Source organism: Streptomyces sp. Tu6071 (assembly GCF_000213055.1).
Taxonomy (GTDB): Bacteria; Actinomycetota; Actinomycetes; order Streptomycetales; family Streptomycetaceae; genus Streptomyces; species Streptomyces evansiae.
In genome coordinates this window covers 2,517,681-2,531,744 of the sequence record NZ_CM001165.1, presented here as the reverse complement: position 1 = coordinate 2,531,744, position 14,064 = coordinate 2,517,681, and the positions used below count along the sequence as shown (strand labels likewise).

Genomic DNA, 14,064 nt, shown 5'->3' with positions numbered 1-14,064 from the left:
CAGCGCTGTTCCCGGGTGTCCGCACTCCCGGCGCCGACCGCCGGGGGACTTCTCCGCAGTTCGCGAGCATGGGAGGTGAGCCGCCGTGGCGCTCTCGATTTCGGCGGTGGTCCTGATGTTGATCATCGTCGTCCTGCTCGTCAGGAAGTCGGGGCTGAAAGCGGGGCACGCGGTCGTCTGCGTGCTGCTCGGCTTCTTCCTGGCCGGCTCCTCGATCGCACCGACGATCAGGGAACTGACGAACAACGTGGCGGGGATGCTGGGCGACATCAAGTTCTGAGACCCCGTCGCCGGTACGGGGGCCGGCGCGCGGGGTGCGACGGGGCGGGTACGGGGGCCCGCCGCCCGCTCGCGGCGGGTGGCGCGGCGCCGTCCCCGCGGGGGCTCGTAGGCTTGGCCCATGACCGAGAACGCCCGCCCGCGACTGCTCCTCGTCCACGCGCACCCGGACGACGAGTCGATCAACAACGGTGCCACGATGGCCGCCGCTGTCGCGAGCGGCGCCGAGGTCACCCTCGTGACCTGCACCCTCGGCGAGGAGGGCGAGATCATCCCGCCCGCCCTCGCCCCCCTCGCCGCGGACCGCGCCGACCGGCTCGGCACGTACCGCAGCGGCGAACTCACCGCCGCCATGGCGGCCCTCGGCGTCCGCGACCACCGCTTCCTCGGCGGCCCGGGACGCTACCGCGACTCCGGGATGATGGGCGCCCCGCAGAACGACCGCCCCGGCTCCTTCTGGTCCGCGCCGCTCGACGAGGCGGCCGGGCACCTCGTCGCCGTCATCCGCGAGGTACGGCCCGACGTCCTCGTCACGTACGACCCCGACGGGGGCTACGGCCACCCCGACCACATCCAGGCCCACCGCGTCGCGATGCGCGCCGCCGAACTCGCCGCCGAGCCGGGCCGCCTGCCCGCCGCCGGACCCGCGCACACGATCGCCAAGACGTACTGGAACCGGCTCCCGCGCCCCGTCGCCGAGGCCGCCTTCGCCGAGGCCCGCCGCGCCCTGCCCGGGAGCCCCTTCGCCCGGCTCGCCGCCGTCGACGACGTCCCCGGCGTCGTCGAGGCGGCCCGCGTCACGACCGCCGTCGACGCCCGCGCGCACCTCCCCGCGAAGCTCGCGGCGATGCGCGCCCACGCCACGCAGATCACCGTCGCCGAGCCCCTCTTCGCCCTCTCCAACGACCTCGCGCAGCCCGTCTTCGGCGTCGAGTACTACGAGTTGGTACGGGGCGAGGCGGGGCCGCCCGGACCGGACGGCTACGAGACGGGGCTCCTCGCCGGGCTCGTGCCGCCATCCCCTTCCTCCTCCAGGGAGCCGCAGTCATGAGCAACAAGCCCAAAGTCCCCGCCCAGCGCACCGCCCCCGAGGGGAACTTCCTCACCGCGCCGCCCGGCCCCGCGCGCATCGCCGGATACGCGGGCGGCGCCCTGCTCGGCCTCGTGACGGGGCTTGCCGGGGCGCTCGTGCAGGCCGCGCTGCCGCCCGGCGGGCTCGCCCTCGCGCTCGCCGCGCTCGCCGGGCTCTGCTACGGGGGCGCCCACCTCGCCCGCACCCTCGCGGGCGGCCTGATTCCCGCCGTCGGCTGGCTCGTCGCCGTCGTCCTGCTCACCACGACACGCCCCGAGGGCGATTACGTCTTCGGGGCCGGGCTCGGTTCGTACGGCTTCCTGCTCGGCGGGATGGCCGTCGCTGTGATCTGTGCCACGGGCGGGCGGCCGGGCGGCTGGGCCGGTCCGGGAGCGGTGCGTACGAGCGCCTGACGGGGTACCCGGTCCCGCATCCGGCACAGCCGTGACCGCGCACGTGACCATTCACGCGAAAGCCCCGGAAGCCCCGACTTCGGCCAGCGGGCCGGACGGAGGGCGTCCGGCGGCCAGTATGGTGGTGCGCGCCGCCGAGCCACCCCCCACCTTCGGCAGGGGAGCCCCCTCGCGGGAGGTCGTGACGGGCGGTGGAGCCAACCAGGAGAGCCTGCCTTGAGTCGTGATACTGAGAGTTCGTCCTCCGGCCCCCGGGGGAGCGGCGGCGGTGCCGCCTACCCCTCGGGCACGCCCCCGTACGGCACCCCGGCGCAGGGCGAGGACGGCACAGCCGCCCCCCAGGACGCCGCGGCCTCCGGCGCGGGTCGCTCCGAGGAGCGCAGGACCGAGACGACCATGACGACCCGGATCAAGATCAACATTCCCGGGTCGCGGCCCATCCCGCCCGTCGTGCTCCGCACGCCGATGAGCGAGAGGGAGAAGGAGGAGCGCGCCGCGCGGGGCGAGGACGCGGGGGGCCCGCAGGGCACCCAGGGCGCTCCCCAGGGCCGCGAGCGCACCCGGCCCGCGCCCTCGGCACCGCGTGAGCGGGACGGCGGCCAGGGGCCGCGTCCCGGCGAGCGTCCGGCCCCTCCCGGGCAGTCCGCGCAGTCCGGCCCCGCGGGGCCTTCCGGGCAGGGCGGCCAGGCCGGTCAGGGCGGTCAGGCCGGTCCGGGCGCGGGCGCTTCGCGCGAGGACAAGCCGCCGAGCGACTGGTTCGCGCCGCGCAAGAACGGGACCCGGGGCGGCAACACGCCGAGCCCGGTGGCGCCGACGCAGGGCGGCGGCACCGAGGGCGCGGGGCTGCCGGGGGGTGCCACCGGTGCTCCCACCGAGCGCGGCGCCCCGGGCGGCGCGGGTGCTTCCGGTGGTGGCGCGCCCGCCGCCGGGGGGTACGGCACGCCGACGCCCGCCGCCGGTACGCCCCTCGGCCGGAACCCCGGTGGGCAGCAGCCCCCCCAGGGCGGCCGGAGCACGGGGGCCTACGACGTCACGCAGGCGTTCGCCGACGCGCCGCCGCAGGCGACACCGCGACCGGGCGGGCCGCAGGGCGGTGGGCCGCAGGGTGGTCCGCGCGCCGGTGGGCCGCGGGGCGGAGGTCCCCAGGCCGGTCCCGTTCCCGCTGCCGGTGCCTCCGACGCCGAGACCACCGCGCAGCACCCGGCGCCCGGTGCGCCGCGCTCGCCGTGGCCCTCCGTCGACGACACCGCGATCCTCACCCCGCAGCAGCCCCGTGCCCCGCGCGGCCCCTCGGCCGGTCCCGGCAACGGCCCCGGCAAGGGCCCCGCGAACGGCGGCGGCTCCGGCGGCCAGGTCTCCGGCGACACGCTGACAGGCGGTCTGCCCGTCGTCCCGCCGCAGTGGGAGAGCGGGCAGGGCGCCGACCGCGTGACGATGCGCCAGGACCCGCTGGGCCCCGGCGCAGGGTCGCCGTCCTTCCCCGTACCCGGAGCCGCGGCGCGCTTCCCCGAGCCGGTCACGCCGCCCACCGGGCCCGAGGAGCCGGCCCCGAAGGCCACGAAGTCCGCGAAGCCGAAGAAGAAGGGCCGCAGCAAGCTCGGCCTCCTCGTCGGCGTGGTCGTCGTCATCGCCGCCGGGGGGTACGGCGCGGGCCTCCTGATGAACCGTTCCGACGTCCCCAAGGGCACCACCGTGCTCGGTGTGGACATCGGCGGCGGGACGCGCGACGCGGCCGTCAACAAGCTCGACTCGGCGCTCGCCAAGCGGTCCCTCGCCGCGCTCCCGCTCACCGTCGACGGCAAGGCGGCGAGCCTCAAGCCGGACAAGTCGGGGCTCTCGCTCGACAGCCAGGCGACCGTGCGCGGCGCGGCGACGAGCGACTACAACCCGGTCTCCGTCTTCGGCTCGCTCATCGGCAAGGAGCGCGTCGTCGAGCCGGTCATGCCCGTCGACAAGGAGAAGCTCGCCGACTCGCTGAGCCGCGTCGCGGGCACGTCGGGCAGCCTCCAGGAGGGGACGATCAAGTTCTCCCCGGGCAAGGCGACGGCCGTGCGCGGCAAGCCGGGCCGCACGCTCGACGTCACCAGGTCGATGGCCGTGGTGACGCGGGCGTACCGCGAGCAGGTGGGGGCGGGGACGTCCAAGCCGGTCTCGCTGCCGCTCACCGAGCACAAGCCGGAGATCTCCGACGCCGAGGTCGACCGCATGATGAAGGACTTCGCCGAACCGGCCATGTCCGGACTCGTGACGATCAAGGCGGGGACCGCGTCGATCCAGTTCGGCCCGGACCGCTCCCTGCCGCAGATCCTCGGTGTCAAGGCCGTCGGCGGGAAGCTCGTCGACACGTACGACCTCAAGGCCCTGGAGAGCCTGTACGGCTCGACCTTCGACGGCGTCCTCATCACCCGGGGGACGGGCGAGAAGACGGCCGTGACGCCGCAGGACGTCGTGGGGGCGCTGCGGGAGGCGCTGCGGGGGAAGACGGCTGCGGAGCGGACGGTGGAGATCAAGACGAATCCCAACTGACGCCTCGCGGGGGCGGGCCGGAGACGGGCTCGCCCCCGCCGTGGGTTCGGCCTTGTGCCGGGTGGGCCCCTTCGGGGGCTCCGCCCCCGCGCCCCCGCTCCTCAAACGCCGGAGGGGCTGGATTTTGGGGCTCCCGTGCCCCCGCTCCTCAGACGCCGGAGGGGCTGGATTACGGGCGCCCGCCGCCTCCATGACATCTGTCATCCCGGAGTTGCGACACGCGGCACTGACCCGGGCGGGGTCTTCCGCGCCATGCTCTCTCGCATGACGGATACACGTGATGTGGCGGGGGAGCCTGCCGTTGTCGCTTTCGACGGTGTGACGAAGAGTTATGGCGAGGTGCGGGCCGTGGCCGGGCTCTCGCTCGTGCTGCGGCCGGGGGAGACGGTGGCGCTGCTCGGGCCCAACGGGGCGGGCAAGTCGTCCACGCTCGACCTCCTCCTCGGGCTGCGCCGCCCCGACGCGGGCACCGTGCGGCTCTTCGGCGGGGCGCCCGAGCGCGCGATCGCCGCCGGGCGGGTCGGGGCGATGCTCCAGAGCGGCGGGCTCATGGAGGACGTGACGGTACGGGAACTCGTCACGTTCGCGGCGCGGCTCCACCCGCGCCCGTACCCCGTCGACGACACGCTCGCCGTCGCCGGGCTCACCGGGGTCGCCGCGCAGAAGGTCAACAAGCTCTCCGGCGGCCAGGAGCAGCGCGTGCGGTTCGCGCTCGCGACGGTCGGGGACTGCGACCTCATCGTGCTCGACGAGCCGACGACCGGCATGGACGTCACCGCGCGCCGCGCCTTCTGGGCGACGATGCGCGAACAGGCCGCCTCCGGCCGTACGGTCCTCTTCGCGACGCACTACCTGGAGGAGGCCGACGCGATCGCCGACCGCGTCCTCGTCCTCAACAAGGGCCGCCTCCTCGCCGACGGCACGGCCGCCGAGGTCAAGGCCCGCGCGGGCGCCCGCCGGATCTCCTTCGATCTCGACCCCGCCGGGACGACCGGGCTCGCCGAGCGCCTGCGCCCGCTCCCCGGGCTCACCGAGGTCGACGTCTCGGGCCACTCCGTACGCCTCGCCTCGCGCGACGCCGACGCGACCGTGCACGCCCTGTACGGCCTCGGCGACCTCTACCCGCGCAACCTCGAAGTCACGGGCCTCGGGCTCGAACAGGCATTCATCGCCCTCACGACGGCCGAGGAGGCCACGACCGCATGAGCAACGAACCCGCCGCCGCGACCGTCCCCCTGACGGCCCCCGCCCGCCCCGTGCCCGCCGCCGTCCCGCGCTCCTCGCTCACCCGCACGCTGGCCCTCCTGCGCCTGGAGATCGCGAGGACGACGCGCAACGGGAAGTTCCTCTTCTTCTCGGTGATCTACCCGGCCGGGCTCTTCCTCCTCATCACGGCCGGTCAGGACGGGGACTCCAAGATCGGCGACCTGACGCTCTCCGCGTACTTCATGGTCTCGATGGCGTCCTTCGGCGCGCTCACCGCCGTGCTCGTGGGCAACAGCGAGCGCATCGCGCGGGAGCGCGAGAAGGGCTGGGTGCGGCAGTTGCGGCTCACGCCGCTGCCCGGCCACGGCTACGTGCTCAGCAAGATCGGCTCGGCGGCCGTCGTGAGCCTGCCCTCGATCGTCGTCGTCTTCGTCGTCGGCGCGACCGTCAAGGGCGTGCGGCTCGACGCCTGGCAGTGGCTCGCGCTCCTCGGCCTCATCTGGGCCGGCAGCCTCGTCTTCGCCGCCCTCGGCGTCGCGATCGGCTACCTCGCGACGGGCGACGCGGTCCGCCCGCTCACGATGCTCATCTACTTCGGCCTCTCGATGCTCGGCGGACTGTGGCTGCCCACCACGAACTTCCCGCAGTGGCTCCAGGACATCGCCTCCTGGACCCCGACGCACGCCTACGCGGCGCTCGGCCAGGCCGTCGAGGCGGGCGGCGCGCCGCACGCGAAGGACGTGCTCGTCGTCGTCGGCTACCTTCTCGTCTTCACGGCGGTCGCGGCCCGGCTGTACCGCAGGGACACTCTGAAGGCGTGACGGCACCGATGACGACCGAAGGCGCGACGGCACCGATGAAGAGCAGCGAACCCCGCTCCCGCACCCTCCGCGCGCTCGCCTCGCTCGCCCGTCCCGCGCTCATCGGCAACCCGCCGGGCAACCGGCGCGAGGTGCGCGGCAAGGTCCTGTGGATCGGGGTCTGGCTCGTCTTCCTGATCGATCCGCTCGACGACCTGCTCGGCGGCGCGCACACGGCACCCGCGCGCGCCGCCGGGTGGGCGGGGCTGCTCCTGTTCGTGGCGTGCTACCTGACGCTCGTCGTACGGGACGTCACCCGCGCGTACGCGACCGTCCGCACCCTCGTGCTGCTCGGCCTGATGATCGTCCTCGCCGTCGCGCTGCCGCTCGGGCTCGGCGAGTCCTGGTACGTCCTGCTCGTGTACTTCGCGGTCTCGTGCGCCGCCGCGCTGCCGCTGCCGTACTCGCGGTACGCGGTCGTCGCCTCGGCCGCGCTGCTCCTCGTCCTCCCGCCGCTGCGCGGCCACGACCCCGCGTGGGACACGGTGATCCCCGTCCTGCTCGGCGGGTTCGCGATGACGGGCGTACGGGAACTGGTCCGCACGACCGTCGAGCTGCGCCGCGCCCGCGCGACCGTGGCGCAGCTCGCGGCGAACGAGGAGCGGCTGCGCCTCGCCCGCGACCTGCACGACCTGCTCGGCCACTCCCTCTCGCTCATCACGCTCAAGAGCGAACTGGCGGGCCGCATGCTGCCCGCGCACCCCGCCGAGGCGGCGCGCCAGGTCACCGAGATCGAGCAGGTCGGCCGCCAGGCGCTCACCGACGTGCGCGCCGCCGTGGGCGGCTACCGGCAGCCGACGCTCGACGGCGAACTCGCGGGCGCCCGCATCGCCCTCGCCACGGCCGGCATCGAGGCGCGGCTCCCCGAGGAGGCGCCCGCGCTGCCCCCGGAGCCCGCCGCCGCGCTCGCCTGGGTCCTGCGCGAGGCCGTGACCAACGTCGTACGGCACAGCGGCGCCCGCGCCTGCGACGTGAGCCTCACGCGCCGCCAGAGCCTCCAGGGCCCGTACCTGGAGCTGCGCGTCGAGGACGACGGCGAGGGCGCGGCGGGCGCGTCGGCCGGTCACGGGCTGACGGGCCTGAGCGAACGCCTCGCGGAGGTCGGCGGCACCCTGACGACGGGCCAGGCCCGCGCGGGGCGGCGCGGCGGCTTCGTCCTGAGCGCGCGCGTACCGCTGGACGACGCGCCGGTGGGGGAGCCGCCTAAGCTGCCCGCATGACGACGCGGCCCCCCGTACGCCTCCTGCTCGCCGAGGACCAAGCGATGGTGCGCGAGGCGCTCGCGGCGCTGCTCGGCCTGGAGGGCGACATGACCGTGGTCGCGCAGGTCGCGCGCGGGGACGAGGTGCTCGCCGCCGCGCGGGCCCACGCCGTGGACGTGGCGCTGCTCGACATCGAGATGCCCGGGATGACGGGGCTCGACGCCGCCGCCGCGCTGCGCGACGCGCTGCCCGGCGTCCGCGTCGTCATCCTCACGACCTTCGGCAGGCCCGGGTACCTGCGGCGCGCGATGGAGGCGGGCGCGAGCGCCTTCCTCGTGAAGGACGCCCCGGCGGCCGAACTCGCCGCCGCCGTGCGCCAGGTGCTCGCCGGGGAACGCGTCATCGACCCGGCCCTCGCCGCCGCCGCGCTCGCCGAGGGCGCCAACCCGCTCACGACCCGCGAGGCGGAGGTCCTGCGCGCCGCCGCCGGAGGCGCGGGCAACGCCGAACTCGCCACGGCCCTCCACCTGTCCCAGGGCACCGTCCGCAACTACCTCTCGACGGCGATCCAGAAGCTGGCGGCCCGCAACCGCGCCGACGCGGTGCGCATCGCGCGGGAGAAGGGGTGGCTGTGAGGGGTCCCCGTGGCGGTCACCCTCAATTGAGCCGCGCCCGCGCGCCCCTCGCCTCCGCCCGCACGGACTCGGCGAGTTCCCCCGAGACCGCCTCGACGACCTCCGCGTACCGCTCGAACTCCGCCGCCGCCTCCAGGTAGTCGCCCCTTCGCACCAGGAGCCTCGCCCGCTCGCGGCGCAGCTCCGCCGGGTGCGAGGGCAGCAGGAGGCCCAGTTCGGCGGCCCACAGGGCGACGTCCGTGCGCTCGGGGCGGGACGTGGCCCACGCGGTGATGTTGCCGAGGACGCGCCGGACGATCTCCAGCGGGCCCGCCGGGGAGAGGCGGTCCGGGGTCAGCGGGCCGCCCGTCGTGCGCTCCACGAGGTCGGCCGCCTCCGTACGGTCCAGGAGACTGCCCGCGCCGAACGGGTCCACGAGGACGTCGCCCGGCTCGCCGAGGCCCACCACGAAGTGGCCCGGCAGCGCGACCCCGTGCACCGGCGCGCCCGCGCGCCGCGCCACCTCGATCCACACCACCGAGAGCAGGATCGGCAGCCCCCTCCTGCGCCGCAGCACCTCGTGCAGGAGCGAGGACTCCAGGCGCGCGTAGTCCCCGGGCTCCCCGTGGAAGCCCTCGCGCGCGCCCAGCACCTCGCGCAGCGCCCGCGCCCAGTCCGCGGGGCCGCCGGGGCGGAAGGGCAGCGTGCCCGCGAGCCGGTCGAGTGCGGCCTCCGCCGCGTCGATGCCCGCCGGGGTCAGCTTCTCGTCGCCCTCGGCCGCGAGCAGCAGGCACAGGCGCGAGAGCGAGGGCCGTTCCTCGCGCGCCTCGGCGGCGAACAGCGCCCTGCGCTCGGCCCGGTTCACGCCGCCTCCGGGGCCCGGTAGTGGTGGTAGTGGTGATGGACCGTGAAGCCGAGCCGCGTGTAGAGCGCGACGGCCGCCTCGTTGTCCCGCTCGACCTGGAGCCACGCCGCCGAGGCGCCCTCCGCGAGCGCCGTCCGCGCGAGCGCCCCCATGACGCGTTGCGCGAGCCCGCGCCGCCGCCGCTCGGGGGCCACCTCGACCGCCGCGAATCCGGCCCAGCGGCCGTCCACGACGCACCGCCCGATCGCATCCGGCACCCCGGCGGGCCCGGACGCCCCCTTGTCCGTATGTACGAAATCCCTACGACCGGAGGCCGTCTCCCCGTCCGCCGCGTCAACGCCCGCCGTGACGGCCCGCGCCGCGTCAACGCCCACCGCGTCAACGCCCGCCGCGCCAACCGGCGTCGCGTCGTCGCCCGCGCCGTCGATCCGCGCGAACCAGGGCGAGGGCCCGCTCGCGAGCACGGCCAGCACCCCCGGCGGCACCCCGCCCGGCTCCGCGCCCGCCGCGCGGTTGTAACGCCGCAGCCACGCCTCGTCCGGCGTCCTGCCGAGCCGCACCCCCGGATCGACCGCCTCGGGGCCCTCCGCGACCGGCGCGGCGACCGCCAGGGGCCCGGTCGGCTCGGGGCCCAGCTCGGCGAGCGGCGCGAGCGCGCCGACCATCACGAGCGCCGACACCTCGCGCCGCCACCCGTGCTCCTCCAGCGCGGCGGCCAGCACCTCCTGCGTGTCCCCCGCACCGGTCGCGAGCTGCGCGTACGCGGGCAGTCCTCGCGCCGCGTACCACTCCCGCACCCGGTCGAGGGCCCGCGCGAGCGGCATCCCCGGGTCCCCGAGCGGCAGCACGGAGTTGGCGCGCCGCGTGAACCCGGCGCCGTCCACCACCGAGGCCCGCAGCAGCCAGCCGCCGAGCGCCTCCCGCTCCACCGCCCGCCAGCCCCGCTCCTGAACCCCCGCCAGCTCCGCGTAGTCCGCGGCGGGACCGCGCCTGCGCGCCGGGGCCGCCGGGACGACCTTCGCCGCGACCACCGCGTCCTCCGCGAGCCGCACCCGCGTCCCGTCCCGCCGGGTCACGAGCAGCGCGCCCTCGTCCCAGGATGTGAGAATGCCCACCGTGTCCGTGAAAGCGGCACCGGGTGCGGCCTCTTCGGCGACACTCCGCACGGTGACCCGTTTGCCCACGTCAGACGCACTGATACGGACTTCAAGGCGTGCTCCCGCCGCGAATTCCATGGTGTGGACCGCCCCTCCTGTTCGGATCATGACCCCGAGCGGAGATACTAGGTGCCGGGCATCGACGACGCCGCTCCCGCGCGCGCCAGGCGGCGGGACCCCCAGGACGGGCCCGCCAGCGCCCTATCGAGGAGGAACGACAGCGTGACCTACGTCATCGCGCAGCCTTGTGTCGACGTCAAGGACAAGGCTTGCATCGAGGAGTGCCCGGTCGACTGCATCTACGAGGGGAAGCGTTCCCTCTACATCCACCCGGATGAGTGCGTCGACTGCGGTGCCTGCGAGCCGGTCTGCCCGGTCGAGGCGATCTTCTACGAGGACGACACCCCCGAGGAGTGGAAGGACTACTACAAGGCGAACGTCGAGTTCTTCGACGAGCTGGGCTCGCCCGGCGGGGCCAGCAAGCTGGGCCTGATCGAGCGCGACCACCCCTTCGTCGCCGCCCTTCCGCCGCAGAACGGGTGAGCCGCGGGCCCCTCGGGCCCGTCCCCGCTTCCCCGGTGCGCCCGCGCACTTCCGGTCCCGCCCGTGCACCCGCACCGGCGGGACCTGCGCGTTTCCGGTACGGGTGACGCACCGCCACCCGCACCGGACCCGCCACCGCCCCCCGTCCCCTCGCCCTCTCGCCCGAAAAGAGCCACCGTGCCCGCACACCCGCAGCCGCTCGACGCGCTGCTCCCCGGCTTCCCCTGGGACAAGCTGGAGCCGTACAAGAAGACCGCGACCGCGCACCCGGAGGGGATCGTCGACCTCTCCGTCGGCACCCCCGTCGACCCCGTGCCCGGCTTCGTCCAGGACGCCCTGAGCGCCGCCGCCGACTCGCCCGGCTACCCGACGGTGTGGGGCACGCCGGAGCTGCGCGACGCGATCGTGGAGTGGGCGGAGCGGCGCCTCGGCGCGCGCGGCCTGAGCCACCGCCACGTCCTGCCCGTCGTCGGCTCCAAGGAGTTCGTCGCCTGGGCCCCGCTCCAGCTCGGCATCGGCCCCGGCGACCGCGTCGCCTACCCGCGCCTCGCCTACCCCACCTACGAGGTCGGCGCGCGTCTCGCCCGCGCGGAGCACGTGGTCTACGACGACCCGACGACGCTCGACCCCGAGGGCCTGCGCGTCCTGTGGCTCAACTCGCCGTCCAACCCGACGGGCCGCGTCCTCGGCAAGGACGAGCTGACCCGGATCGTCGCGTGGGCGCGCGAGCACGGCGTCCTCGTCCTGAGCGACGAGTGCTACCTCGAACTCGGCTGGGAGGCCGACCCGGTCTCGGTGCTGCACCCCGACGTGTGCGGCGGCAGTCACGAGGGCATCGTCGCCGTCCACTCGCTCTCGAAGCGCTCCAACCTCGCCGGGTACCGCGCCGCGTTCGTCGTCGGCGACCCGGGCGTGCTCGGCCCGCTGCTCCAGGTCCGCAAGCACGGCGGCATGATGACGGCCGCGCCCGTCCAGGCCGCGACGGCGGCGGCGCTCGGCGACGACAAGCACGTCGAGGAGCAGCGCGAGCGCTACGCGGCCCGCCGCACGGCGCTGCGCACCGCCCTGCTCGACCACGGCTTCCGCATCGAGCACAGCGAGGCGAGCCTCTACCTGTGGGCGACGCGCGGCGAGTCCTGCTGGGAGACGGTCGCGCACCTCGCCTCGCTCGGCATCCTCGTGGCCCCCGGCGACTTCTACGGGGAGGCGGGCGAGCGGTTCGTGCGCGTCGGCCTGACGGCGAGCGACGAGCGGATCGCCTCGGCGGTGGCGCGGCTCTCTGCCTGAGACCGGACCGGACCGCCTCGGGGCGCGCGCGTCCCCGCACTGGCGTGTACGCGCACGGGACGGGCCGGGGCCCGGGGAGTTCGCGCTCCCCGGGCCCCGGCCCTCCTGCGTCGTTTCCGGCTCAGCCGAGCGGGAGACCCTTCGTGGGGAGGAGGCCGCCGAGGCCGCCGGTGAGGCCGCCGCCCTTGCCGGTGCCGCTGACGGTCTTGCCCGCGCCGCCGAGCAGGTCGCCGTTGCCCGCGCGCTCCGTGACGGGGGCGACGGTGTGCCCGGCGTGGCCGACGAGCTTCCCGGCCTCGGGCGCCGCCTTGCCGACCGCCTTGCCTCCGGTCTCGCCGAGCGTCTGCGCGGCGCCCTTGGCGGCACCGTCGACGGTCGAGCCGACGGCGTCGCCGTCGAGCGAGGAGACCCCGAGGCCCTGCGTCGAGGGAAGCTCGGCTGCGTTCGCGGCGCCGGCCGCGCCGATCACGGGCGCGGCACCGGCGGCGAGCAGCAGCGCGGCACCGGCGAGGCGGCGGGTGAGGGGCTTGGACATGGTGCTCCTTCGCGGGGGATCAGTGAATGCGTACGGGACCCACCGGGGCCCCGGACGCCGTGACTACCGCGTGAGCCGGGCGAAGGTTGCGGGACGCCTGGGCAAAGAGTTCGCAATGCGTCGTATTGTCGGCCTCCCGCCGCACCGTGCGGCGGATGACCTCCGCACCGCCCCCGACCTGCGCTTCTCCGCCCCGGGTGCCTCTTCGGGCGGGGCCCCGCGGTCCCCCGGGAGGGCGAGGTGTCGTACGGCTGAGCCCGCGAGGCGTGCGCGGCGCACGGGGCGCGCGGGGTCGCTCAGGGGGCCGTGACGATGCGTACGTCCGCCGGGCCGCCCGCGCCCTTCGCGCCGCCCGCCCCGCCGTCGCCCTTGTCCGCAGCCACCTCGCGCCACGTGTGGCCCGTGCCCGAGGCGCGCCACTCGCGGCCCGCGTAGGCGACCTCGGAGAGGTGCAGGACCGAGGCGTGCGCGACGGCCCACTGCGCGAGTTCCCAGCCGCGCCGCCCGTCCTTCGCGGCCTTCGCACCCTTCGCGCCCTTCGCGGTCCCGGCCCCGGCGACCGGGACGACGACGGTGCGGGTGCGCGCGGGCGCCCCGCCCCGGGAAAACGTGCCTTCGACGGGGGAGGGCGAGGCGGTCGTGGCGGCGGCCGTCGCCTTCTGCCTCGCCTCGGGGGCGCCGGGGAGCACGCCCGCGCCGAAGTCCCTGATGAGCGCGGCGCGTACCGCCGAGGGATCGCCCGTGCCGTCCGGCACGGTGGACTCGCACGTGAGGGAGGCCGCGGCCCGCCCGGTGAGCGCGGCGGCGAGGAGGGCCGCGTCGGGCTCGTGCTTCGCGTAGGCGTCGGGGAAGGCGGAGCGCTGCACTTTCTGCGCGGCGACCGTGAGCGGCAGGCTCGCGTACCCGTCGACCTTGTCGAGCCGCTGGTAGAACTTCCCCGCGCTGTAGACGGGGTCCATGATCTGCGCGACCGTGCCCCAGCCCTGCGAGGGGCGCTGCTGGAAGAGGCCGACCGAATCGCGGTCGCCGTGGTCGAGGTTGCGCAGTCCCGACTCCTGGAGCGCGGTCGCGAGGGCGATCGTCACGGCCCGTTCGGGCATCCCGCGCGAGGTGCCCACGGCCGCGATCGTCGCCGCGTTCACCGCCTGGTCGGCGCCGAAGGAGTACGTGGTCCTCCCGCCGTCCGCCGAGACGACCTCGCAGCCGGGCCGCGCGTGCTGCGCGTCGGGCCCGAAGCGCACCACGAGGTAACCGGCGAGCGCGCACGAGACGGTCAGCGCGGCCCCGTAACGGAGCAGCCTGCGACGGCGCAAGGGACGGGAGGGCGAAGGCTCGGGCACGCCCATAAGGTAACGGCTCCGCGGCGCCGGACCAGCCCCCTCGCGGGAGACGCCGGAACACTGTGCGCGGGCTGTGGGACGGGGTCCGTGCGGGGCGGTCCCCGGGGGACCGCAGGGACCTGTGCGCCGCCTGTGCGCGGCCCGTACGGGCAGGGGGCGCCGGGA

At 75.8% G+C, this 14,064-nt stretch carries 14 protein-coding genes; 10 read left to right on the top strand and 4 right to left on the bottom strand.

Features of this window, described 5'->3' with window-relative positions; all coding sequences use genetic code 11:
• The first annotated feature begins 85 nt into the window (after positions 1–85).
• The 8 genes from STTU_RS10265 to STTU_RS10230 all read left to right on the top strand — a co-directional run bounded on the left by STTU_RS10265 (position 86) and on the right by STTU_RS10230 (position 8,193).
• The gene (locus STTU_RS10265) at positions 86–280 is read left to right on the top strand and encodes a DUF2304 family protein (protein ID WP_007822441.1); all 195 of its coding nucleotides are present in this window, start codon (positions 86–88) and stop codon (positions 278–280) included.
• A 120-nt stretch (positions 281–400) separates the two neighbouring features.
• Positions 401–1,330, top strand: coding sequence for an N-acetyl-1-D-myo-inositol-2-amino-2-deoxy-alpha-D-glucopyranoside deacetylase (gene mshB, locus STTU_RS10260; protein WP_007822440.1), 930 nt, complete (start codon positions 401–403; stop codon positions 1,328–1,330).
• Entirely contained in the window at positions 1,327–1,764 is a 438-nt protein-coding gene (locus STTU_RS10255) for a DUF6113 family protein (protein ID WP_010267069.1), read from the top strand. Before mshB ends, STTU_RS10255 begins: the two co-directional genes overlap by 4 nt.
• A 216-nt stretch (positions 1,765–1,980) precedes the next feature.
• Positions 1,981–4,290 carry a hypothetical protein gene (locus STTU_RS34125; RefSeq protein ID WP_007822436.1) on the top strand — a complete coding sequence of 770 codons (2,310 nt, stop codon included), beginning with the start codon at positions 1,981–1,983 and terminating at the stop codon, positions 4,288–4,290.
• Positions 4,291–4,554: 264 nt separating this feature from the next.
• Complete coding sequence (locus STTU_RS10245; protein ID WP_007822426.1) at positions 4,555–5,496, top strand: ABC transporter ATP-binding protein; 942 nt, start codon at positions 4,555–4,557, stop codon at positions 5,494–5,496.
• The gene (locus STTU_RS10240; RefSeq protein WP_086021136.1) at positions 5,493–6,317 is read left to right on the top strand and encodes an ABC transporter permease; all 825 of its coding nucleotides are present in this window, start codon (positions 5,493–5,495) and stop codon (positions 6,315–6,317) included. The genes STTU_RS10245 and STTU_RS10240 overlap by 4 nt, the downstream gene beginning before the upstream one ends.
• Positions 6,318–6,325: 8 nt before the next feature.
• Entirely contained in the window at positions 6,326–7,576 is a 1,251-nt protein-coding gene (locus STTU_RS10235) for a sensor histidine kinase (protein WP_007822423.1), read from the top strand.
• Positions 7,573–8,193: a response regulator transcription factor gene (locus STTU_RS10230; RefSeq protein WP_043254741.1), complete on the top strand. Its 621-nt coding sequence runs from the start codon at positions 7,573–7,575 to the stop codon at positions 8,191–8,193. Before STTU_RS10235 ends, STTU_RS10230 begins: the two co-directional genes overlap by 4 nt.
• 22 nt (positions 8,194–8,215) lie before the next feature.
• Here the strand turns inward: STTU_RS10230 and STTU_RS10225 are convergent, their stop codons facing one another.
• Positions 8,216–9,037 carry a transglutaminase-like domain-containing protein gene (locus tag STTU_RS10225; RefSeq protein WP_043254739.1) on the bottom strand — a complete coding sequence of 274 codons (822 nt, stop codon included), beginning with the start codon at positions 9,035–9,037 and terminating at the stop codon, positions 8,216–8,218.
• Positions 9,034–10,272 (bottom strand): GNAT family N-acetyltransferase, encoded by a 1,239-nt coding sequence (locus tag STTU_RS10220; RefSeq protein WP_007822420.1) that lies wholly within the window; start codon positions 10,270–10,272, stop codon positions 9,034–9,036. Before STTU_RS10220 ends, STTU_RS10225 begins: the two co-directional genes overlap by 4 nt.
• Positions 10,273–10,416: 144 nt before the next feature.
• On the opposite strand from STTU_RS10220, the gene fdxA reads away from it, so the two are divergent.
• A complete protein-coding gene (gene fdxA / locus STTU_RS10215) occupies positions 10,417–10,737 on the top strand; it encodes a ferredoxin (RefSeq protein ID WP_010267089.1) in 321 nt (106 codons plus the stop codon).
• 177 nt (positions 10,738–10,914) lie between these two features.
• Positions 10,915–12,024 carry a succinyldiaminopimelate transaminase gene (gene dapC, locus STTU_RS10210; protein ID WP_007822418.1) on the top strand — a complete coding sequence of 370 codons (1,110 nt, stop codon included), beginning with the start codon at positions 10,915–10,917 and terminating at the stop codon, positions 12,022–12,024.
• 121 nt (positions 12,025–12,145) lie between these two features.
• On the opposite strand, the gene STTU_RS10205 is transcribed toward dapC, so the two are convergent.
• Both STTU_RS10205 and STTU_RS10200 read right to left on the bottom strand, forming a co-directional pair.
• Positions 12,146–12,559, bottom strand: coding sequence for a hypothetical protein (locus tag STTU_RS10205; RefSeq protein WP_007822412.1), 414 nt, complete (start codon positions 12,557–12,559; stop codon positions 12,146–12,148).
• 296 nt (positions 12,560–12,855) lie between these two features.
• Positions 12,856–13,905 carry a hypothetical protein gene (locus tag STTU_RS10200; RefSeq protein ID WP_007822411.1) on the bottom strand — a complete coding sequence of 350 codons (1,050 nt, stop codon included), beginning with the start codon at positions 13,903–13,905 and terminating at the stop codon, positions 12,856–12,858.
• Positions 13,906–14,064 lie beyond the last annotated feature (159 nt).

Bases quoted from the DNA above. Each gene is read 5' to 3' on its own strand.
- mshB (WP_007822440.1), top strand. From the start codon at position 401: ATGACCGAGAACGCCCGCCCGCGACTGCTCCTCGTCCACGCGCACCCG.
- STTU_RS10255 (WP_010267069.1), top strand. From the start codon at position 1,327: ATGAGCAACAAGCCCAAAGTCCCCGCCCAGCGCACCGCCCCCGAGGGG.
- STTU_RS10245 (WP_007822426.1), top strand. From the start codon at position 4,555: ATGACGGATACACGTGATGTGGCGGGGGAGCCTGCCGTTGTCGCTTTC.
- STTU_RS10240 (WP_086021136.1), top strand. From the start codon at position 5,493: ATGAGCAACGAACCCGCCGCCGCGACCGTCCCCCTGACGGCCCCCGCC.
- STTU_RS10235 (WP_007822423.1), top strand. From the start codon at position 6,326: ATGACGACCGAAGGCGCGACGGCACCGATGAAGAGCAGCGAACCCCGC.
- STTU_RS10230 (WP_043254741.1), top strand. From the start codon at position 7,573: ATGACGACGCGGCCCCCCGTACGCCTCCTGCTCGCCGAGGACCAAGCG.
- STTU_RS10220 (WP_007822420.1), bottom strand. From the start codon at position 10,272: ATGGAATTCGCGGCGGGAGCACGCCTTGAAGTCCGTATCAGTGCGTCT.
- STTU_RS10205 (WP_007822412.1), bottom strand. From the start codon at position 12,559: ATGTCCAAGCCCCTCACCCGCCGCCTCGCCGGTGCCGCGCTGCTGCTC.
- STTU_RS10200 (WP_007822411.1), bottom strand. From the start codon at position 13,905: ATGGGCGTGCCCGAGCCTTCGCCCTCCCGTCCCTTGCGCCGTCGCAGG.